This is a genomic window from Streptomyces sp. NBC_01288 (assembly GCF_035982055.1).
Taxonomy (GTDB): domain Bacteria; phylum Actinomycetota; class Actinomycetes; order Streptomycetales; family Streptomycetaceae; genus Streptomyces.
Genome location: NZ_CP108427.1, coordinates 773,875 through 793,697 on the forward strand (window position 1 = coordinate 773,875; position 19,823 = coordinate 793,697).

General features: G+C 70.6%; 21 protein-coding genes. 12 read left to right on the top strand and 9 right to left on the bottom strand.

From position 1 onward, the window contains the following. A complete protein-coding gene (locus OG194_RS03505; RefSeq protein WP_327399335.1) occupies window positions 1–2,817 on the top strand; it encodes an NHLP bacteriocin export ABC transporter permease/ATPase subunit in 2,817 nt (938 codons plus the stop codon). Between the two features lie 24 nt (window positions 2,818–2,841). Here the strand turns inward: OG194_RS03505 and OG194_RS03510 are convergent, their stop codons facing one another. The 3 genes from OG194_RS03510 to OG194_RS03520 form a co-directional block, all read right to left on the bottom strand. Then, window positions 2,842–3,369 (bottom strand): SRPBCC family protein, encoded by a 528-nt coding sequence (locus tag OG194_RS03510; RefSeq protein ID WP_327399336.1) that lies wholly within the window; start codon window positions 3,367–3,369, stop codon window positions 2,842–2,844. Between the two features lie 6 nt (window positions 3,370–3,375). Beyond that, the gene (locus tag OG194_RS03515) at window positions 3,376–3,720 is read right to left on the bottom strand and encodes an ArsR/SmtB family transcription factor (RefSeq protein WP_327399337.1); all 345 of its coding nucleotides are present in this window, start codon (window positions 3,718–3,720) and stop codon (window positions 3,376–3,378) included. A gap of 72 nt (window positions 3,721–3,792) precedes the next feature. After that, window positions 3,793–4,230, bottom strand: coding sequence for a VOC family protein (locus OG194_RS03520; RefSeq protein ID WP_327399338.1), 438 nt, complete (start codon window positions 4,228–4,230; stop codon window positions 3,793–3,795). 66 nt (window positions 4,231–4,296) lie between these two features. Here OG194_RS03520 and OG194_RS03525 point away from each other — a divergent pair, with 66 nt between their 5' ends. Beyond that, window positions 4,297–4,950: a TetR/AcrR family transcriptional regulator gene (locus OG194_RS03525; RefSeq protein WP_327399339.1), complete on the top strand. Its 654-nt coding sequence runs from the start codon at window positions 4,297–4,299 to the stop codon at window positions 4,948–4,950. Here OG194_RS03525 and OG194_RS03530 read toward each other — a convergent pair. Continuing rightward, window positions 4,944–5,786, bottom strand: a complete 843-nt coding sequence (locus tag OG194_RS03530; RefSeq protein ID WP_327399340.1) for an alpha/beta fold hydrolase — start codon at window positions 5,784–5,786, stop codon at window positions 4,944–4,946. The genes OG194_RS03525 and OG194_RS03530 overlap by 7 nt on opposite strands. Window positions 5,787–5,910: 124 nt before the next feature. Between OG194_RS03530 and OG194_RS03535 the strand changes: the two genes are divergently transcribed. Both OG194_RS03535 and OG194_RS03540 read left to right on the top strand, forming a co-directional pair. Next, window positions 5,911–7,410 (top strand): MFS transporter, encoded by a 1,500-nt coding sequence (locus OG194_RS03535; RefSeq protein WP_327399341.1) that lies wholly within the window; start codon window positions 5,911–5,913, stop codon window positions 7,408–7,410. Between the two features lie 220 nt (window positions 7,411–7,630). Next, the gene (locus OG194_RS03540) at window positions 7,631–7,996 is read left to right on the top strand and encodes an STAS domain-containing protein (protein ID WP_327399342.1); all 366 of its coding nucleotides are present in this window, start codon (window positions 7,631–7,633) and stop codon (window positions 7,994–7,996) included. Window positions 7,997–8,356: 360 nt separating this feature from the next. Here the strand turns inward: OG194_RS03540 and OG194_RS03545 are convergent, their stop codons facing one another. Next, on the bottom strand, window positions 8,357–8,794 hold the full coding sequence (locus OG194_RS03545) for a protease inhibitor (protein ID WP_327399343.1): 438 nt from the start codon (window positions 8,792–8,794) through the stop codon (window positions 8,357–8,359). A gap of 359 nt (window positions 8,795–9,153) precedes the next feature. On the opposite strand from OG194_RS03545, the gene OG194_RS03550 reads away from it, so the two are divergent. The 5 genes from OG194_RS03550 to OG194_RS03570 all read left to right on the top strand — a co-directional run bounded on the left by OG194_RS03550 (window position 9,154) and on the right by OG194_RS03570 (window position 13,935). Continuing rightward, window positions 9,154–9,705, top strand: a complete 552-nt coding sequence (locus tag OG194_RS03550; protein ID WP_327399344.1) for a hypothetical protein — start codon at window positions 9,154–9,156, stop codon at window positions 9,703–9,705. 203 nt (window positions 9,706–9,908) lie between these two features. Beyond that, window positions 9,909–11,501 (top strand): purine-cytosine permease family protein, encoded by a 1,593-nt coding sequence (locus OG194_RS03555; RefSeq protein WP_327399345.1) that lies wholly within the window; start codon window positions 9,909–9,911, stop codon window positions 11,499–11,501. Beyond that, window positions 11,501–12,166 (top strand): cyclase family protein, encoded by a 666-nt coding sequence (locus tag OG194_RS03560; protein WP_327399346.1) that lies wholly within the window; start codon window positions 11,501–11,503, stop codon window positions 12,164–12,166. The genes OG194_RS03555 and OG194_RS03560 overlap by 1 nt, the downstream gene beginning before the upstream one ends. A 46-nt stretch (window positions 12,167–12,212) precedes the next feature. Continuing rightward, window positions 12,213–12,908, top strand: a complete 696-nt coding sequence (locus OG194_RS03565) for an alpha/beta fold hydrolase (protein ID WP_327399347.1) — start codon at window positions 12,213–12,215, stop codon at window positions 12,906–12,908. Between the two features lie 49 nt (window positions 12,909–12,957). Further along, window positions 12,958–13,935 carry a 2-hydroxyacid dehydrogenase gene (locus OG194_RS03570; RefSeq protein WP_327399348.1) on the top strand — a complete coding sequence of 326 codons (978 nt, stop codon included), beginning with the start codon at window positions 12,958–12,960 and terminating at the stop codon, window positions 13,933–13,935. Here OG194_RS03570 and OG194_RS03575 read toward each other — a convergent pair. Then, window positions 13,928–15,571, bottom strand: a complete 1,644-nt coding sequence (locus OG194_RS03575) for an RICIN domain-containing protein (RefSeq protein WP_327399349.1) — start codon at window positions 15,569–15,571, stop codon at window positions 13,928–13,930. The two genes, OG194_RS03570 and OG194_RS03575, sit on opposite strands and share 8 nt — an antisense overlap. Before the next feature lie 393 nt (window positions 15,572–15,964). Further along, window positions 15,965–16,840 (bottom strand): oxidoreductase, encoded by an 876-nt coding sequence (locus OG194_RS03580; RefSeq protein WP_327399350.1) that lies wholly within the window; start codon window positions 16,838–16,840, stop codon window positions 15,965–15,967. A 151-nt stretch (window positions 16,841–16,991) separates the two neighbouring features. Between OG194_RS03580 and OG194_RS03585 the strand changes: the two genes are divergently transcribed. Continuing rightward, window positions 16,992–18,032, top strand: a complete 1,041-nt coding sequence (locus OG194_RS03585) for a helix-turn-helix domain-containing protein (protein WP_327406967.1) — start codon at window positions 16,992–16,994, stop codon at window positions 18,030–18,032. Between the two features lie 52 nt (window positions 18,033–18,084). On the opposite strand, the gene OG194_RS03590 is transcribed toward OG194_RS03585, so the two are convergent. Both OG194_RS03590 and OG194_RS03595 read right to left on the bottom strand, forming a co-directional pair. Next, the gene (locus tag OG194_RS03590; RefSeq protein WP_266865812.1) at window positions 18,085–18,468 is read right to left on the bottom strand and encodes a toxin Doc; all 384 of its coding nucleotides are present in this window, start codon (window positions 18,466–18,468) and stop codon (window positions 18,085–18,087) included. Between the two features lie 3 nt (window positions 18,469–18,471). Next, window positions 18,472–18,717: a hypothetical protein gene (locus tag OG194_RS03595; RefSeq protein ID WP_318020629.1), complete on the bottom strand. Its 246-nt coding sequence runs from the start codon at window positions 18,715–18,717 to the stop codon at window positions 18,472–18,474. A gap of 137 nt (window positions 18,718–18,854) precedes the next feature. On the opposite strand from OG194_RS03595, the gene OG194_RS03600 reads away from it, so the two are divergent. Both OG194_RS03600 and OG194_RS03605 read left to right on the top strand, forming a co-directional pair. Next, window positions 18,855–19,352 carry a methylated-DNA--[protein]-cysteine S-methyltransferase gene (locus tag OG194_RS03600; protein ID WP_327399351.1) on the top strand — a complete coding sequence of 166 codons (498 nt, stop codon included), beginning with the start codon at window positions 18,855–18,857 and terminating at the stop codon, window positions 19,350–19,352. Window positions 19,353–19,367: 15 nt separating this feature from the next. Then, on the top strand, window positions 19,368–19,769 hold the full coding sequence (locus tag OG194_RS03605) for a 2OG-Fe(II) oxygenase (protein ID WP_327399352.1): 402 nt from the start codon (window positions 19,368–19,370) through the stop codon (window positions 19,767–19,769). The last annotated feature ends 54 nt before the right edge of the window (window positions 19,770–19,823 follow it).

The following is a 19,823-nucleotide window of genomic DNA, read 5'->3' on the forward strand; positions in this document are numbered from 1 at the left end:
ATGACGTCCGTTCACGAGGGCGACCTGGTCCTCGGCGCGCTGGGAAACCTGGGCACGCCGATCGACTGCGCCGGGTTCAACCGCCTCGACCTCGAAGGCCCGCAGGTGCTGTGGCTGGTCGCGTCGGGCGCCATCGACCTGTTCGCGGTGGACGCCGTACAGCAGGGGCACTGGCACCACCTCGGCCGCCTGGAGGCGGGCTCGCTGCTGCTCGGCCCGGTCACCGGGCCCCAACACACGCTGGTGGCACGCCCGTTGCGGGACTGCGTGGTGCGCCGCATCAACCTGCGCGAGCTGTACCAGGCCGCGGACACCCAGACCTGGTCGTACGACGAGTACGGCAACCCCCAGTACGTGCCGCCGACTTCGAGCCCGCTCGAATACGCCCTCGCCCTCGGTGTCGGCCGCGGCCTCTCCATCCTCTTCCAGGCCCCGATGGCCACCGAACGGGCCGCGGCGCCCACCGACGACGACGTCTTCTGGATGCAGGTCCCCCCGGGCAGCGTGCAGTACGGCTCGATGTACGGCGCGGAGGCCGCCGCCGACCTGTTGATGGATCCGGCTGTCTGGCAGGGCATGGTCGACCAGCAGTACCGGCTGCTGTCCACGCTGGACAAGTGGATCGAGCAGCTGGAGCGCACCCACGAGACCCGAACCGCCGCCGGAATCAAGGCCGGTGAGGCGGTGCGCGCACAGGCCGACCGGACGCTGCTGGCGTCGATCGGCAAGTCCTCGGCCCGGCGCACGACGGCCGCGGATGCCGACGCGTCGTACGCGGCCTGCAAGTTGGCCGCCGAGGCGGGCGGTCTCACCCTCGCCGAGCCCGCGCAGAGCGGCAGCGAGAGCGACCGCCTCGACCCGGTCGAGCGCATCGCCCTCGCCTCCCGGGTCCGGGTGCGTGCCGTACGGCTCGACGGCCGCTGGTGGCGGGACAACGTCGGCCCGCTGGTGGGCCATCGGGCACTGTCCGGGGCTCCGGTCGCACTGCTGTGGCGGCGTGGCGGCTATGTCGCCGTGCATCCGGCGACCGGGCGCGAGACACCGATCGAGAAGGCGAACGCGGAGGAGTTCGAGCCGCGCGCGGTGATGTTCTACCGCCCGCTGCCCGAGCGGCGACTCAGCCCGTTCGGGCTGCTGCGCTTCTCCATGCAGGGCACCGCCAGCGACCTGACGAACCTTCTCATCAGCGGGCTGGTGACCGTCGCCATCGGGGCGTTGGTGCCGATCGCGACGGGCAAGGTGCTCGGCGAGTTCGTGCCGAAGGCGCAGACGAACCTGATCGTCCAGGTCTGCCTGGCGGTGATGATCACCAGCGTGGTGGCGGCGGCCTTCATGCTGCTGGAGAACCTCACCATCCTCCGTCTGGAGGGCCGGATCGAGGCAACGCTCCAACCGGCGGTCTGGGACCGGCTGTTGAGGCTCCCGACGAAGTTCTTCACCGAACGCTCGACGGGCGAGCTGGCGAGCGCGGCGATGGGCATCAGCTCAATTCGCCGTCTGCTGGCGGGACTTGGACCCGTCGTCGCCCAGTCGGTGACGGTCGGCGCGATGAACCTGGGCCTGCTGTTCTGGTACAACCCCTCGATGGCGCTCGCGGCGATCGGCATGCTCGTCGTGATCGCGGCCGGGTTCCTGGGCCTCGGCCTGTGGCAGGTGCGCTGGCAGCGCAAACTGGTCGTGCTCAGCAACAAGCTGAACAACCAGGCGTTCCAGACCCTGCGCGGCCTGCCGAAACTCCGCGTCGCGGCGGCCGAGAACTACGCCTACGCCGCCTGGGCCTCCGAGTTCGCCCGCAGCCGCGAACTCCAACAGCGGGTCGGCCGGATCAAGAACCTCACCACGGTCATGGGCGCGGTGTACCTGCCGGTCTGCACCCTGCTGATGTTCATGATCCTCGCGGGCCCGGCACGCGGCTCGATGTCGGCGGCCTCCTTCCTCAGCTTCAACACCTCGGTGACGATGCTGCTGACCTCCGTCACCAGCCTCACCGGCGCCTTCGTCTCCGCGGTCTCCGCGCTCCCCCTCTTCGAGGAGATCAGGCCGGTCCTGGACGCGGCCCCGGAGGTCCGCACCGCGAGCACCCGCCCCGGCCAGCTGTCCGGCGCGATCGAGGCCCGCCGGGTCTCCTTCCGCTACGCCGACGACGGCCCCCTCGTCCTCGACGACGTCTCCTTCAATGTCCGCGCGGGCGAGTTCGTGGCGATCGTCGGTCCCAGCGGCTGCGGCAAGTCCACCCTGCTCCGTCTCCTCATCGGCTTCGACAAACCGGTCTCCGGCAGCGTCCTCTACGACGGCCAGGACCTGGGCGCCCTCGACCAGTCGGCGGTGCGGCGGCAGTGCGGGGTGGTGCTCCAGCACGCGCAGCCGTTCACCGGTTCCATCCTGGACGTCATCTGCGGCGCCGAGCCGTTCACGCCCGAGGAGGCGATGGCGGCGGCCGAGATGGCGGGGCTCGCCGAGGACATCAAGCGGATGCCGATGGGCCTGCACACGATCGTCGCGGGCAGTGGCGCGGTGTCGGGCGGCCAGCGTCAACGCCTCATGATCGCCCAGGCGTTGATCCGCCGACCGCGCATCCTCTTCTTCGACGAGGCGACCAGCGCCCTGGACAACGAGACCCAGCGCACGGTGATCGAGAGCACCAAGGCCCTCAACGCCACCCGGATCGTCATAGCGCACCGCCTGTCGACCGTGCTCGACGCGGACCGCGTCGTCGTCATGGAGGACGGCAAGGTCGCCCAACAGGGGCCGCCCGCACAGCTGTTGGCGGACACGGGCGGACGGTTGCACGAACTGGTACGGCGGCAGATGGCGTGACGGGTCGACCGGGCCCGGGATGCGTCAGTCCAGGCCCGGCACGACAGCGCCGGAGGGAACCCCGGCCGCCAAGTAGCCGTCGTAGAACGCCTTCCAGGGCACACCTGCGCCGGTGTGCGGACCCTCTACGGCCTCACCGCGAGCCTTCGCGTCGAGCGCGGCCAGGCAGACCTCCCAGCCGGCACCGTTGCGGGACGCGGTGTTCTCGGCGCTCAGGACATTGGTGAGCGTGAAGCGGGTGCGCTTCTCCTCGATCTCCTCCAGGTCGAAGTGCAGTTCGTCACCGCCCCATTCGAAGGACAGATGCCGGGGTGCGTCGACGGCGATGACCCGGCCGGTCGACTCGGGCATGTTGGGGTCGCCGCTGAAGGTGACCGTGCCGCCGGGGCGCAGGTCGAACTCGGCCCGCGAGGGGAACCATTGGGCGAGTTCGTCGGGGTCGGTCACGAACTGCCAGACGCGGTCGAGGGGTTGGTCGTAGGTGCGGCTGAAACGGACGGCGGGGCGACCGTCGTCCAGGGTCAGATACGTGCCGGTGAGGTCGACGGACATGGCGGATCAGTCCTTCGGGGTGGGTGGCGAGGTGTCGTCGTCCGACGTCTCGTCGAGGCGCTGCCCCAGCCTGTCCAGGCTGCGGTTCCACAGCTCGCGGTAGGGGGCGAGCCAGGCGTCGAGTTCGGCGATCGGGGCCGGGTCGAGGGCGTAGACACGGCGTTGCGCGTCCTGCCGTACCCGGACCAGGCCCGCGTCCCGCAGCACCCGTAGATGCTTCGACGTGCTGGGCTGGCTCAGACCGCATGCCTCCACGATCTCGCCGACGGGCCGGGGCCGCTCCAGGAGCAGGCCGACGATGGCCCGCCGGTGGGGATCGGCGAGGGCGGTCCAGAGCGAGGCGTCGGACATGAGCCCAATATGCCTCGCTGGTTATATTCCAGTCAAGGAATACAGCACCCGGAACCCGGAACGCACGCCCCTTCAGGAGACCGGGCGGCCGTACCCCGCGACGTCCCCGTGATCCACCCCGTGCGCCGCCCAGCTGTACAGATGCAGGTCGAGGCCGTCCGGGTCGTTGAACACCAGCAGCCAACCGATCGACGCCTCGATCACCGGCGAGTGCGGGACACCGAGGGTGTCGAGATGAGCGGCCCACGCCTCCACGTCGGCCTTGTCCCGGACCGCGAAGCTGACCGGGTCGAAGCCCTGACAGCCTTGCGCCGCCTGGGAGTTGACACGCAGGCAGAGCATGGAGTCGCCGAGTCCCGGGACCTCCCCCGCCACCCCGCGCACGACTCCGTCCGCGTCCTGGAACTCATACGTGACCTTGAAGCCGAGCACGCGGCCGTACCAGTCGCGTGAGCGATCGAGGTCGGTGACGGGCATCTTCACGTGGTGGATTCCGGCGAGCTCCGGCATGACTCTCACGCTCCTCGCTCATTTCACCGCAGTAAGACTGCGCCGATTTCCTCTAGACTCCTCCCCATGCCCGAACCCGTCAACCAGAAGAGGTCCTATCGCTCGGCCAAGCGCGCCGAGGCGGCAGCGACGACCCGCATCCGCATCCGGGAAGCAGCCGCCCGGCTCTTCACAGAGAACGGATACACAGGCACGCGGATGAAGGAGGTGGCGGCGCTGGCCGGTGTCGGCGAGCGCACGCTGTACGACGCCTTCCCCACCAAGGCGGCCCTGTTCGGGCACACCCTGGGCGTCACGATCGCCGGTGACGAGGAGCCGGTCGCCGTCCCGGAGCGCTCCGAGACCCTGGCGATCCGGGACGAGCCCGACCCCGAGCGCGCGATCGGCCGCGCCGTCGACCAGATGACCGACCTGCTGGAACGCGCCGGTGACCTGATCATGGTGACCGTCGAGGCGGCCGGCGCCGACCCGGACATGCGGGCGTCGGCGGACGCCGGTGCCGAGGCGACGTACGGCGTGCATCTGGCCCTGACCACGGCACTTGAGGAGCGCGGAGCCCTCCGCCCGGGCCTCGACGCGCGCACCGCCGCCGACACGCTCTACGCCCTCGCCTCACCGCACATGCATCAACTCCTGCGCAGGCACCGGGGTTGGACGCGGGACGCCTATCGGGCTTGGCTGCGGCGGGTGTTGGTCGCGGAGTTGCTCGGTTCTCACTGAGCGGTGCCCTGCCAGAGTTCCGGGACGTCACCGTCGCGGCTGTGCATCTGGGTCGCCAACACCCGTACGGCAGAGGCGAATTGAGCTGGATTGCGCAGGAACTCCATGTGGATGCCGGGGAATTCGACCCACGGCGCCCCGATCCGGCGGGCGATCTCGATCGACGGCCGGGCGTAGTACGTACCGCGGTCCTCCGCACCCGCCCCCAACACGACAGGAAACGGGGCCGACTTGAGCACCGTCTCGTCGAGCCGGAAGGCGGCGAAGCCGGGCCACTCCGTGCCGAAGAGGTGGTCCTGGTTCCCGAGGAACCGCTTCCAGAGGTCGGCGGGCCAGCGGTACGTCCCCTCGCCGCGGATCGTCTCCGCGAACCGGCGGCCCGCCGCGGGTGCCCCGCCCTGCTCGTACAGTGCGGCCAGTTCGGCGAAGAAGCCGTGGCCCGGGTCGGTGTCGGGCAGGACGTTCACGGCAGGGGGTTCGTGGGCGATGAGGCCCGCCATCACCTCCGGGTGCAGCGCGGCCAGGGTGAGGCCGATGATCGCGCCTCCGCTGTTGCCGAAGACCAGCGCCCGGCCGCCGGCCAGCCCGTCGATGAGCGCGCGGGCGTCGGCGGCCTGCACGGCGAGTTCCATCGGCGCCCGTGACCTGCCGGAACTCCGCGAGTTGCCGCGTCGGTCGTACGAGATCACCATGAATGCGTCGGAAAGGGTCGCGGCGATGCCGGAGTAGTAGCCGGCGTCTCCCCCGGCCCCGCTGATCATCAACAGCGCCGGGCCGGTGCCGCGCACCTCGTAGTACAGCCCGGCCCCCTCGACCTCGAACACGCCACTGCGCACGCCTGCTCCCCGTCCTCTGCGAAACGTTGCCGTTTCGCAGAAAGTGGTCTAGTCTCCGATGTGTACGAAACCGTTTCGTTTACGTTTTGGTAAACCCCGAACGACTTCCCTGGAGTGGTTCCCGATGTCCCAGAAGACATTGACCGAAGACACCCGGTCGGGTGCCGGGGAGGCGCAGTCCGCGTCCTCCAAGCGGTGGTGGATCCTCGCGATCGTCGCCGTCGCACAGTTGATGGTGGTCCTCGACGCCACCATCGTGAACATCGCCCTGCCGTCGGCCCAGAAGGACCTCGGCTTCTCCGACGGCAACCGGCAGTGGATCGTCACCGCGTACGCCCTGGCGTTCGCCTCCCTGCTGCTGCTCGGCGGCCGCATCGCCGACCTGTTCGGCCGCAAGACCGCCTTCCTCGCCGGTGTCGTCGGGTTCGCCGCCGCCTCCGCGCTCGGCGGCGCCGCCACCAGCTTCGAGATGCTGGTCACCGCACGCGCCCTCCAGGGTGTCGCGGGCGCGCTGCTCGCACCGGCCGCGCTGTCCCTGCTCAACACGACCTTCACCGACGCCCGTGAACGCGCCCGCGCCTTCAGCGTCTACGGCGCCATCGCCGGCGCCGGCGGTGCGGTGGGTCTGCTGCTCGGCGGTGTGCTGACCGACGCCTTCGACTGGCGCTGGACGCTCTACGTCAACGTCGCCATCGCCTTCGTCGCCTTCGCGGGCGGCTGGGTCCTGCTCAGCAACCACCGCGACGCCGCGGGCTCCAAGCTGGACGTGCCGGGCACGGTCCTGGTCGCCGGTGGTCTCTTCTCCCTCGTCTACGGCTTCTCCAACGCCGAGACGCACGACTGGAGTTCACCGCAGACCTGGGGCTTCCTGATCGTGGGCGTCGTGCTGCTCGCGGCCTTCGCCTGGTGGCAGAACCGTGCCGCGCACCCGCTGCTACCGCTGCGCATCCTGCTCGACCGCAACCGGGGCGCCTCGTTCCTCGCCGTGCTGATCACCGGTGCGGGCATGTTCGGCGTGTTCCTCTTCCTCACCTACTACCTCCAGCTGAACCTGGGCTTCAGCCCGACCAAGACCGGTGTCGCGTTCCTGCCGATGATCGGCGCCCTGATGGTCATGGCGCAGATCGGCACCACGATGCTCGTGCCGCGGCTCGGCCCGAAGGTGATCATTCCGCTGGGCTTCGCCATCGCCATGGTCGGCATGGCCTGGCTGACCGACATCGGGACCAGCTCGTCCTACGCGACGCATGTGCTGCCGCAGCTGATCGTGATCGGCGCCGGTCTCGGCATGGTGATGCCGCCGGCGATGCAGCTCGCCACGGGCGGTGTGGCCGCGGAGGACGCGGGTGTCGCCTCGGCGACCGTCAACGCCATGCAGCAGGTGGGCGGTTCGATCGGTACGGCGCTGCTGAACACGCTGGCCGCGAGCGCCGCGACCGACTACCTGGCCGGGAAGGACGCGTCCAGCAAGCTGGTCCAGGCGCAGGCGACGATCGAGAGCTACACCACCGCGTTCTGGTGGTCGGCGGGCTTCTTCGCCGCCGGCACGCTGATCGCGCTGGCGCTCTACCGTCGCGGGGTTCCGCAGCAGGAGGCGGACGCCGCACCGGTCGTCCACATGTGACCGGCTCCGCCCGAGCCTGAGCCGCACAGACCGAGGGGCCGCCGTCCACAGGGAGACGGCGGCCCCTCTTCACTGCCTTACTGACAGAAAGTCAACCTTTCTTACCGAAGTTCACCATGTCGAGTGAACCAGATCTTGCGGACGGCGTGTCGGGGATGCTCGGGGCTCCTCCGGGGTAACTACCGAGACCGAATGCGCCCCGTGCCGAGGTGGAGCGGCCATGACAGCGGAAGCGGACGAACGCGACAGTCCCGCGGCCAACTCCTGTGCCCGTACGCGGTCCAGGGGCCCCTTCACGGTGGTCGAGGTCTCGGGCGAGATCGACATGGCGACGGCCGGCTTCGTCGTGGAACATCTGGACGCCGCGACCTCGATCGACGAGCCCGACGTGCTGGTGGATCTGCGGCCCGTCGAGTTCTTCGACTGCTCGGGGCTGCGGGTACTGTGCCGGGCCGAGCGGCGGGCCAGGGAACGCGGCGGGCGGCTGCGGATCGTCTCCGACGGGCCGCGGATCGACCGGCTGTTGCGTGCCTCGGGGCTGCTCGTCCGATTCCCGCCGCTGCGTGTGCTGCCCGCGCAGGCCTAGGTCGTGTCCGCAAAGTCCCGTCGTCCGCCCGAAGAGCGGGCCCCGCGCCGTCCGGTGCGTACTCTCGCCGTGCCGGGCGGGAGCCCTCGTACTGGGCGTACTTGGGCTTTCGCCCGGTGTGGCGAGAGTGCGTGCGGGGCGTCGCGGGGCTGGGGGCACCTCCCACGCCTTTAAGGCAGTGGGGGAGGGACTTCGCGGACACGGCCGAGCGGCCGGAACGATGACAGGGGCCGGCTCGGGCGACCCCACACCGCCCGGCCGGCCCCTGGATGCGGGACCGCATTGCTCCGCGACAGGGGCACGCACTCCCCAGCTACGGACCCTCCCTGGTGCTCACGGAGACCGTGCGGTCCCGGTCTCTCAGAACGTGAAGACGCCTCCGTATCCGTAGGAGTCCTTCACGCACTCGTTGGAGAAGACGCGCTCGTAGGAGACGCGTCTGCCCTGCCAGACACCGTCGATCGTGACGACCACGGGGCGGTAGAGCTTGTTGCAGAGCACGTCGCCCCGGGCCGTGAGGGCGTCGAAGTCGCCCCCGACGCCGCGCAGTTCGGCGCAGGCCTCAGCGGCGGCCGGGTGGGTGCCGGAGGAGGTGGGCGCGCAGGTGAGGGTCACCGCGCGTTCCGGTGTGGCGAGGGCGGCGTCATCGCCGTGGCCCATGGTGAGCACCAGGGCCGAGGGGGCGTAGAGCGCGGCCGGGCCGGCTCCGTGGGCGGCGAGGGCGGACCCGGTCAGGGGTCCGCAGACGGCGGTGGCCGTCAGACCCAGGGTCGCTGCCCAGCGCGCGGTGTTCCGCATTGTGTGCATCCTTCCGCTCGATACGAACCGATCGTGAACCGATCGGTTCGAGGTGGTGCCGGTCCCGCTCGGTCGGTGCCGGACCGGCGGGCGCCACTCTGCCGAGTCCGTCGCGGAAACTCACATCCCACCCACAGGTTTCAGTAACCTTGCGTGTTGAATCAGTGGCGTGAAGTCACAGAAATCGAACGCGCGAACCCAGCAACCACGGGGTTCTTGATCGTCGAAGCGGGTCGGATGGCCGGTTTACCCGTGCTCGCCAATCGTCCTGAAACAGTCCCGAAACATTCCGCTTCAGCTCTCGGCGCACTCCGCCGCAGCCCCTTGCGTTCGCCCTGCTCGCGAGTAATCGTCATTACATGATTACGACAGAGCAGCAGGAGAAGCTTCGCGGCTGGTTCACCGGCCGTCTGCCCGACGACCTCTTCGAGGAGCTGGTCGAGGTCACGGTCGACCGCGAGGAGGTCACCGTGATCGGCCGCATCCCCGCGCCCAAGCTCGCCGAGGGCGTCTCGGACGCCGAGCGGGAGGCGGCCGTCCAGGGCCGGGTCCAGGAGTTCCGCGAGCGCACCCGGGAGACCCGGATCGCCCTCGCGCGCGAGGCCGAGCACCGGTTCCGCAGGAAGGTCTCGTGGGGGGTGGAGTGCGCCGGGGAGCGGTCCCTGTTCACGCACATCTCCGCGCCCGTGATGACCCGGCTGCGCCAGCCCGAGCGCCAGGTCCTCGACACTCTCATCGCCGCCGGCGTGGCCCGCAGCCGCAGCGACGCGCTGGCCTGGTGCGTCCGCCTCGTCCAGCGCCACACCGACGACTGGCTCAGCGAACTGCGCGACTCCCTCGAACACGTCCAGCGGGTCCGCGCCCAGGGCCCCGACGCCGAACCGGAGGACGCCCCGGGCGACACCGCATAGGAACAGCGGTGGATGATTCCTCCACCCACGGCACGGAAGATGGATGAACCGTCCTCTGGTGCGGGTGTCGCGGCCGGCCATAACGTCGGCAGACCCCCTGAGGACGGCATCCCTTCACCCCGCCCACCCCGCGCGCGTGAACGGCCGTCCCCTCCGCCACCGCGCTACAACGCGCTCCACCGCCGTCCCCCGCTGGAGCCCCCTTGTCCTCGCAGCCCGCCCCCGCTCCCTCCCCCGCCGCGCCGAGCCAGTCCCTGACCGAGATCGAGACCTACGGCGTCGAGCGCATCCCCGACGCGGACCGCACCGCCACCCCGCTCGACCTGTTCCGGGTGGCGTTCGGCGGTGCCAACACCTTCTCCACCTGTGTGCTGGGCGCCTTCCCGATCCTGTTCGGCCTCTCCTTCTGGCAGGGCCTCGCGGCCACGCTCCTGGGAGTCGTCGTCGGCGCGCTGATCCTGTGCCCGATGGCGGTGTTCGGCCCGGTCAACGGCACGAACAACGCGGTCGCCTCCTCCGCGCACCTGGGCGTGCACGGCCGGGTCGTCGGCTCGTTCCTGTCCCTCCTCACGGCGGTCGCGTTCTTCTCCATCTCGGTGTGGAGCTCCGGCGACGCCCTGATCGGCGGCGCGCACCGCCTCTTCGGCCTGGAACAGAGCACGCTCTCCTATGTCATCGCGTACGCGCTGTTCGCGGTCCTGGTCCTCGCGGTCTGCGTCTACGGCTTCCGGTTCATGCTGTTCATCAACAAGATCGCCGTGCTATCCGCGACGGTCCTGTTCCTGCTCGGCGCGATCGCCTTCGCCGGTGACTTCGACCCGTCGTACGCCGGAGTCTTCACGTCCTCGGCGGACGCGGCGACCCAGTCGCTGTTCTGGCCGTCGTTCATCGGCGCGGCCCTGATCGTGCTCTCCAACCCGGTCTCCTTCGGCGCGTTCCTCGGCGACTGGTCGCGCTACATCCCGGCGAACACCCCGCGCCGCAAGGTAGTCGGGGCCGCCTTCCTCTCCCAGATCGCGACCCTCCTGCCCTTCGTCTTCGGCCTGGCGACCGCGAGCATCATCGCCACGAAGGCCCCCAAGTACGTCGACCCGGCCGCCCCGAACTTCGTGGGCGGACTCCTCGCGATCTCGCCGAGCTGGTTCTTCCTGCCGGTCTGTCTGCTGGCCCTGATCGGCGGCATGTCGACGGGCACGACCTCGCTCTACGGCACCGGGCTCGACTTCTCGTCGGTGTTCCCGCGCCTGTCCCGGGTACAGGCGACGTTCCTGGTCGGTGTGCTGTCGATCGCGTTCATCTTCGTCGGGCGGTTCGGCTTCGACCTGGTGCAGTCGATCTCCACGTTCGCCACGATGATCATCACCTGCACGACACCGTGGATGGTCGTGATGATGCTGGGCTTCTACACCCGGCGCGGCTGGTACGACCCGGACGCCCTCCAGGTCTTCAACCGCCGTCAGCGCGGCGGGCGTTACTGGTTCGCGCATGGCTGGAACTGGCGCGGCATGACCGCCTGGTGGGTGGCCGCCGTCGTCGGTGTGCTGTTCACCGACATCCCGGGGCAGTTCGTCGGCCCGCTCGGCGACCTGGCCAACGGCGTCGACATCAGCCTGCCGCTGTCGCTGGCCGTCGCCGCCGTGCTGTTCCTGGGCCTGCTCCGGCTGTTCCCCGAACCCCGGGCCGCGTACGGGCCGGAGGGGGCGCGGCTGGCCCGTACCGTCGAGGTGCCGGTGCCGCCGATCACCGGGCCCGGTGCGGAGGCCGAGGCCCCCGCACCGGCCGCCGCGAGCAACTGATGCCGGCCTGGATCGACCTGTCGGTGCCCGTGGTCACCGGGATGCCCGTGTATCCCGGTGACCCGGCCGTCGAGGTCTCCCCCGCCCTGCGCGCACCCCGGGACGGCGTCAACGTCCTTCAGCTGCACATGGGTTCGCAGTCGGGCACGCATGTCGACGCCCCCTACCACGTGGACGACGCGTGGCCCCGCCTCGACGAACTGCCCCTGGAGCGCTTCGCCGGGCACGCGGTGGTCGCGGATGTACGAGGGCTGTCGGCGCGGGCACCGATCACGACCGAGCTACTGGCGCCGGCGCTGCGGCAGTTGAGGCCCGGATCCCTCGTTCTGCTGGCCACGGGCTGGTCGGCGCACTGGGGCACCGACCACTACCTCGCCCACCCGTGGCTCACCCCGGAGGCGGCCGAGGCGCTCGTCGCGGCAGGGGTCCGTACGGTCGCGGTCGACGCGCTGAGCGTCGATCCGACGCCCCAACCCGGCGACGAGACGGCCGACTTCGGGCTGCCCGCCCATCGTGTGCTGTGCGGCGCGGGCGGGGTGATCGCGGAGAACCTCACGGGACTGGAACGGCTGGTGGGCATCACGGACGTGGAACTGTTCCTGTTCCCGCTGCGGCTGCCGGGCGCGGACGGTGCGCCGGTGCGGGCCGTGGCGCGGACGGTCTGATCGCCTCCGGAAGGTCGTTGTCAGACCCGGCGGTTACGTTGGGATCATGACTCGATTCGTGATGGTGGCAGGCGCGTGGCTCGGTGCGTGGGCGTGGGACGAGGTGGTGCCCGAACTGCGCGGGGCCGGGCACGAGACGTATGCCCTGACCCTGTCGGGGCTCGCGGAGAAGCAGGGGATTCCGGCCGGGCAGCAGACCCATGTCCAGGACATCGTCGACGAGGTCGAGCGCCTCGGTCTGCGGGATGTCGTCCTGGTCGGACACAGCTACTCCGGTGTGCCTGTCGGTCAGGCGGCCGAGCGGATGGGCGACCGGCTGGCCCGGGTGGTGTTCGTCGACGCGAACGTGCCGGTCGACGGGCAGTCGTTCCTGGACAGCTTCCCCAGCGACTTCATCAGGAAGTCGCTCGACGAGAACGGCGGCTCCTGGCCGCCCCTGGACCCGGCCGACTACGCGGGCCAGGGCCTCACGGACGAGCAGATCACCCGCATAGTCACCGAGGGGACCGCCCACCCCGGTGCCACGCTCACCGAACCGGCAGCCCTGGCGCACCCGTTGGCCGATCTCCCGGCCACCTACGTCAAGTGCCTGCTCGACGGCGACGAGTTGCCGGCCCCGGCGGACGAACTGGTCGCGAGCGGACGCTGGGAGCTGGTCCGGATGGACACGGGCCACTGGCCGATGTTCTCCCGGCCGCGTGAACTGGCCCGGATACTGGTCGAGTCGGCCACCCGGTCCTGACGCCCGCACGGACGCCCGCCCGCCACCCCCACTCCGACGAGGATTCCGTATGTCCCCCACGAAGCACGTCCTGGCCGTCGTCCCACCCCACATGGGCGGCCGCACCGCGGGAGCCGGACTCGCGACACTGCTGCCCGACGGGGTGGACGTCACCGTCGTAGAGACCGTCGACGAGGACCCGCAGGCCCTGCGCGCGGCGCACGTCGTCATCACCGCGCTCTCCCCGGTGAGCGCCGAACACCTCGCCGCCGCACCGCAGTTGGAGCTGGTGCAGTGCGCGAGTCACGGCTTCGACTACGTCGACCTGGAGGCCGCCCGCGCCCAGGGGGTCGTCGTCTGCACGATCGGTTCCAGCGGTGCAGAGGCACAGAACGTGGCCGAGCAGACCTTCGCCCTGATGCTGGCGCTGGCCAAGCAGCTCGTCCCCGCGCACACCGCACTCGTCGAGGGCGACTGGGCACTCCCCCGCCTGCAACGCTCCCTGACCGAGCTGTCCGGCAAGACGCTCGGCATCGTGGGACTGGGCGCCATCGGGCAGCAAGTCGCCCGCCGCGCGGCCGCGTTCGACATGACCGTCGTCTACGCCGGCCGACGCCCCGTCCCCGAGGAGACGACCGCACGGTTCGGCGGCGCCCGTCATGTACCGCTCGACGACCTGCTGCGCCTCTCCGACTACGTCACCCTGCACGCGCCGCTCACCGCCGAGACCCGGCATCTCCTGGACGCGGAGCGGCTCGCGCTGCTCAAGCCGAGCGCGTTCGTGATCAACACCGCGCGGGGCGCCCTGATCGACCAGGACGCCCTCGCGGACGCCCTCGAAGCCGGGGCCCTCGCGGGTGCCGGCCTGGACGTCTTCGACCCCGAACCCCCAACCCCGGCGCTGCGGTTGCTCAAGGCCCCGAACGTGGTGCTCTCGCCGCACGTCGGCGGTGTGACCCGGGAGACGGTGCTCCGGATCGCGCTGGCCGCCGTGGCGAACGCCGCCGGTTACCTGACCGGCACGTCGCCGTCCGATGTGGTCAGTTGAGCCGGGCCGCGATCTTCGCCGGGCGTGGTGACGGGGCTCCCGTGCCGACGATCGACAGCGAACCGGGGCTGGCCGTCACCGAGTCGGTCAGCCAGCGCTGTGCGGTGGAGCCGTCGCGGACCTTGAGGACGATGTCGGCGCCCGGGTCCTTGGTGGTGGAGGTGAGCGCGAGGTCCGAGTTCCAGCGGGGCAGCAACTCGCCCTGCACGGTGAGGTCGTAGCGGACGTCGTTGCCGCGCTCGGACTTCGCGTCGGCGCAGGTGCCGAGGACGACGACACCGGCGTCCGCGTGCGAGTCCAGGCAGAGCCCCGGGCTCGCGACACTGCGCAGCAGCCCGTCGGTGTCGTACGACCACTCCTGGGTCCCGGCGGACGAGCACGCGGCCAGGACGACGCCGGCGCCGGCCTTCACGGTGCCCCGGACGTCGAGGCACAGGTCGGCGGCGGCGTTGCGCAGCCGCGTCTGCTGGGGTGCGGCGGGGAGCCTGGCCGTGCCGGGTGCCGACGACGACACATGTCCGGAGCCGCTGTTCGTGGTGCTGGAGGCGACGGGACCGGCGGTGCCGCCGTTGTCGTCCGGCCACAGGACGACGGCGAACACCGTCGCGAGGACCCCGGCACCGATCAGGCCGACGCCGACGAACAGCGATCGGTTCGACCGTTCCGCCCGGGCCGCCCTGGCCGCGTCCACGAGACGGCGGCCGGGTGCGGGGATGCGGGACAGCAGCCGGTGCCGCCCCGTGCTGCCGCCGGTGTGCCCGCCGTGCCGGGACGCGGTCCTCGTCCGTGTGTCGCGGCCGGCGCGGCCCGGACGCGAGGCGAGGTAGGGGCGGGCTCCCCAGCCGAGCACGGCCTCGGCGAGGAGGACGCCCAACCCGCCTTCGAAATAGCTGAGTTGTTCGGCGGCGAAACGGCAGTAACGGCACTCGGCGAGATGCTGCTGGACATCCGGCAGCAGTCCGCCGCCGCGCCGAATCGGGACGTCGAGGAGGCGGTTGTAGAAGCGGCAATCCTGGGTCGGCGCGAGTTCCCGGTGGGCGCGTACACAGCCTTCGCGGAATTTTTCGTGCGCCTGCTGGAGAGCGGCCGACGCGTTGTCGGTGTCCATGCCGAGCAGGGCCGCCGGCACGGTTATCGACTCGGCCTCGACCTCGGTGTGCCACAGCAGACACTGGGCGAGCGGCGGAAGGGTCTGGAAAGACCGCTCCGCGAGCTTGCGATTTTCGGGCGTCATGGACTTCGCGCCACGCATGGCGCGGCCCCCGGAGGGATTCTCCAGGTCGGGAACAACACTGGATATCCGCTCTTCCGTCGACCACTCCCGGATCGTGTCGCGCACGGTCAGCAGCAGCCGTGGCCGCAGCGCCACACCGTGTTCGCCGAGCGTCAGCCGGTCGAACACCCGATGGAAGGCGGCCGCCGCGGCCATGGCGGGCACGGTCCCCTCGGCGGCGAGACAGATGCCCGCGTAATCCTCGACCGGCCGCCAGTGCCGCGCCATGAGCAGCGCGACGGAATGAGCGGCCTCACCCTCCGGACGGCCCCGCAGCCGGGCGGCCAGGGTCTCGTCGGATTCCTCGGGGGCCCCGCCGTCCGGCGGCGGGTAAGGAGGACGAGGAGGAGGCGGGATGGACACAGAGTGGATTCCTCGGATTCGGTTCATCAACAAGCCAATGAGCCCCGGGCATTAGCCCCCGCGCGGGTGTTTCACCCTTGCACAACCCACCCGACCCAACAAGGCACTTGGGTAACTTCCATACCATTGAAAGAAAGTCAGATGCGGTGACAACTCGGTTCACCAGCATCGGCTTTCGACTTTCCATGCGCCCCGTGTGAACCATGCGCACACGCCGGTGCGCCGCGCACGCTCCCGGCACACGACTCACCGCGGTCCACTGGGTTCGGCCCTTCTCGGAGGCCACGCGCTGGACGGCGGCTCTCCCGCGCCAAACGGCCGCCGACCTTGCTCCTCCCGCCCTCGGTCGGCGGCCCCGAGGGCGGGGGCGGCCCACCCCCGCCCTCCTCCGCGTCAGGTCGCGGCCGCACCGATGGTGTCGAGTTCGGCGATCGCGTCGGCGGGCAGCACCAGGTCCGCGGCGGCGATGTTGTCCCGCAGATGAGCGCGGGAGGAGGTGCCGGGGATCAGGACGGTCGTGTCCGACCGCTGCAACAGCCAAGCGAGGGCGACCTGTTGGGCCGAGGCGTCCAGCCGCGCGGCCACCTCGGACAGGGTCCGCGACTGGAGCGGGGTGAAGCCGCCGAGCGGGAAGTACGCGGCGAACGCGATGTTCTCGGCGGCACACCGCTCGACGAGGGCGTCGTCCTCCCGGTTGGCCAGGTTGTACAGGTTCTGCACGGTGACGACCGGCGCGATGGCCTGGGCCTCGGTCAGCTGGGCGGCGGAGACCGTGCTCACCCCGAGGTGCCGGATCAGCCCGGCCTTCTGCATTTCGGCGAGCGCCCCGAACTCCTCCCCGATCGACTCCTCGTGGGCGCCGTGATCGGTACCGACCCGCAGGTTCACCACGTCGAGCGCGTCGAGCCCGAGGTTGCGGAGGTTGTCGTACACCTGCGCCTTGAGGTCCTCGGGGTGCCGGGACATGATCCAGCCGCCGTCGGGGCCGCGCCGGGCGCCGACCTTGGTCACGATGTGCAGATCGTCCGGGTAGGGGTGGAGCGCCTCCCGGATGATCTCGTTGACGACGACGGGGCCGTAGAAGTCGCTGGTGTCGATGTGGGTGATGCCCCGCTCGACGGCCTCGCGGAGGACGGCCACCGCTTCGGTGCGGTCCTCCGGCGGGCCGAAGACGTGGGGGCCGGCGAGCTGCATGGCGCCGTATCCCATGCGGGTGAGGGTGAGGCCCTCGGCGGGGGTGAGGGTGCCGCCGGAGACGGTGTCGGCCATGATGGCGCGCCTTTCGATGGGTGATGCGTGCTGCGTCCTGCCATCGACTCTGCTCCTGTCCCGGCCCGGCAGGCAGTACCCGGATGTTCCTGGTGGTGACAGGGACACGCACCCCTGCGGATTCGGACCTACGGTGGTGGGTGTGGACAGCATGAACGCGCTCGGGGAGTTTCTGCGGGCCCGCCGGGAGCGGGTCCGGCCCGAGGACGTGGGCCTGAGCGGCGGTGGGCTGCGCAGGGTGCCGGGGCTGCGCCGGGAGGAGGTCGCCCTGCTGGCCGGTATCAGCTCCGACTACTACCTGCGGCTGGAGCAGGGCCGTGACCGCAACCCGTCCGCGCAGGTGCTGGAGGCGCTGGCCCGGGTGCTGCGCCTGGACGCCTCCGCGACCGCCCATCTGCTGAGCCTCGCACGGCCGGAGCGGCCGGCCGTGTCCCGTCGGCGGGTCAGGCAGCCCGAGGCGGTCCCGACGAGCGTCCGCGAACTGCTCGACACCTGGTCCGGCCACCCGGCGTATGTGCAGAACCGGTTCACGGACTGCCTCGCGGCCAACGCGCTGTGCCGGGCGCTGTCCCCGAACTACACGCCGGGCGTGAACCTCCTCCGTGCGGTGTTCCTCGACCCCGCCGAGCGTGAACTGCGCCGAGACTGGGATGAGTTGACCGCCGAGGGTGTGGCGACCCTGCGCGGCCACATCGGCCCCGACGTCGACGAACCCCGACTGGTGGAGCTGGTGGGCGAGCTGTCCGTGCGCAGTGATCGCTTCCGGCTGTTGTGGAGCCGCCACGAGGTCCGGCCCATGCTCGGCCGGACCAGTCTCCTCACCCACCCGCTCGTCGGCGACTTCGAGCTGCGGTCGAACAAGTTCGAGATCCCGGGCACGAACGCGTTGAGCCTGGTCGTCTTCCACGCCGAGCCGGGCACCCGCAGCGCGGAACTGCTGGGGCTGCTGGGCAGCCTGACGGCGTCCGGCGCGACACCCCGGCGGGAGGATTCACCGGCCGCGTCCGACGAGACGCCCTCCGAGGGAACCCTGCGGGCGGCGGACGGCGAGCCCTCCCATCGGAGCGACCGGCGAACCGCGGCCGGCGAAGCACCCCGCCAAAGCGACACCCGGCCCGCGTCCAGCGAAGCGCCCCCGCAGGGAACTCCGCTTGGGCGCCACGAAATCGCCCGCCTCGACGAGGACCGCTAGGCGGACCTACCTGTCAGGCCTGCCTCTCAGGCCTGCCTCTCAGATCTGCCTCTCAGATCTGCCAGGAACGCAGCCGGTCCGCCGCGCCGTAGACATCCGTCTTGCCGGAGATCAGATCGCGGGCGAGGTCGACGAGGGCGCCGTAGGGCGGATCGATGCCGACGCCACTCACGAACATGTAGGCGACGGCCGTGGCGCAGGCGAAGCGGGCGTTGGCCGAGGGCAGGGGCTTGAGCAGGGCGAGGGTGTGCAGCAGGGCGGTGGCCCGCCAGGCCGGGTCGGAGTCGATGCCGAGGCGGGGCGGGTCGACGCGATGTCGGGCGACGGCCGCCACTAACGCCGAGAAGTCGTTGATGGTGGGCTGGTCCGGCAGGACTTCCTCATGGCGCTGGAGCAGCCAGGGCACGTCGATATGGATGACCGGAGTGACGGGCATGCGTCAGGCGACCCGCCCCTCGCCCTTGGCCGCCGGTTCGTCGTCTGGGAACGCGGCGGCGAATTCGTCGGCATGCGTGGCGAAGAACCGGCGGAAGGCCTCGGCGCCCTCCTGAAGTGCCCGGTGGCGAGCTATGTCGGCCGCGGCCGCCTCACGCACCAGAGCCTTCATCGACGTACCGCGCTCCTTGGCGATCTGCCGCAGGTCCTCTAGCTCGCGGTCGCTGAACTCCACGTTGAGAGCTGGCATGCCAACACGGTACCGCTCGGGTACTTAACCGTAAATACCCCCAGGTCAAGAGCTACGCCCGACGGTACCGAGCGGGTCGCACCTCCATGTCCGAATCCCGCCGGTCCCGACCAGGATTCCGGAGCAGAATCGTCCCCATGACCACGATCTACACACTCACCGACAGCCCCGTGGGCGAGCTGCTCCTGACCGGCGAGAGGTCGGCCGACGGCACCATCCTCACCTCCCTGACCATGCCGGACCACCCGGCCATCGGTGCCGACTGGGAACGCGACGACCGGGCCTTCAGCGAGGCCACCCGCCAGTTGTCCGCGTACTTCGCCGGATACCTCACCCACTTCGAACTCCCCCTCGCCGCCGAGGGAACGGAGTTCCAGCAGCGGGTATGGCAGGCCCTGGACTCGATCCCGTACGGCACGACGACGACGTACGGCGCCCTCGCCGAACGCCTGGGCGTTCCGCGCGCCGAAGTCCGGGCGCTGGGCGCGGCCCTGGGCGCCAACCCGCTCCTGCTGGTGCGCCCGTGCCATCGGGTGATCGGCGCGGACGGCTCGATGCGGGGGTACGCCGCCGGTATCGAACGCAAGGTCCAACTGCTCACCCACGAGGGCGCGTTGCAGCCGATGCTCGGCTGACGAAAGGAGGAGGTCATGCGCATCACCGAGGCGCGTCGGCGCGCGGAGAACACCAACTGGTCGGCTCTGGCCGAGGAGTTGGACCTGTACGGCAGCGCGCCGACCGCACAGTTGCTGACGCCGGCCGAGTGCCACGACCTGGCAGCCCTCTACGAGAAGCCGGAACTGTTCCGCACCACGGTCGACATGGCCCGGCACCGCTTCGGCTCCGGCGCGTACCGCTACTTCGCCCACGACCTGCCCGCACCGGTCGCCGCCCTGCGCGCCGCGCTCTACCCACGCCTGCTGCCCATCGCCCGGGACCGACCGGTTCGAACAAAACGCGGCTGGTCGGCCGGCGCGATGCGACACGGCGTCAGCACCGTACGCACCGGCCAACGCCACGCGCTGGGGCTGGTGTTCCACGACGCGACGTGAGGAGCGCCCCTGAAGACGGGGACCGGCGAAGCCAGATCCCCGTCTTCAGGGGCG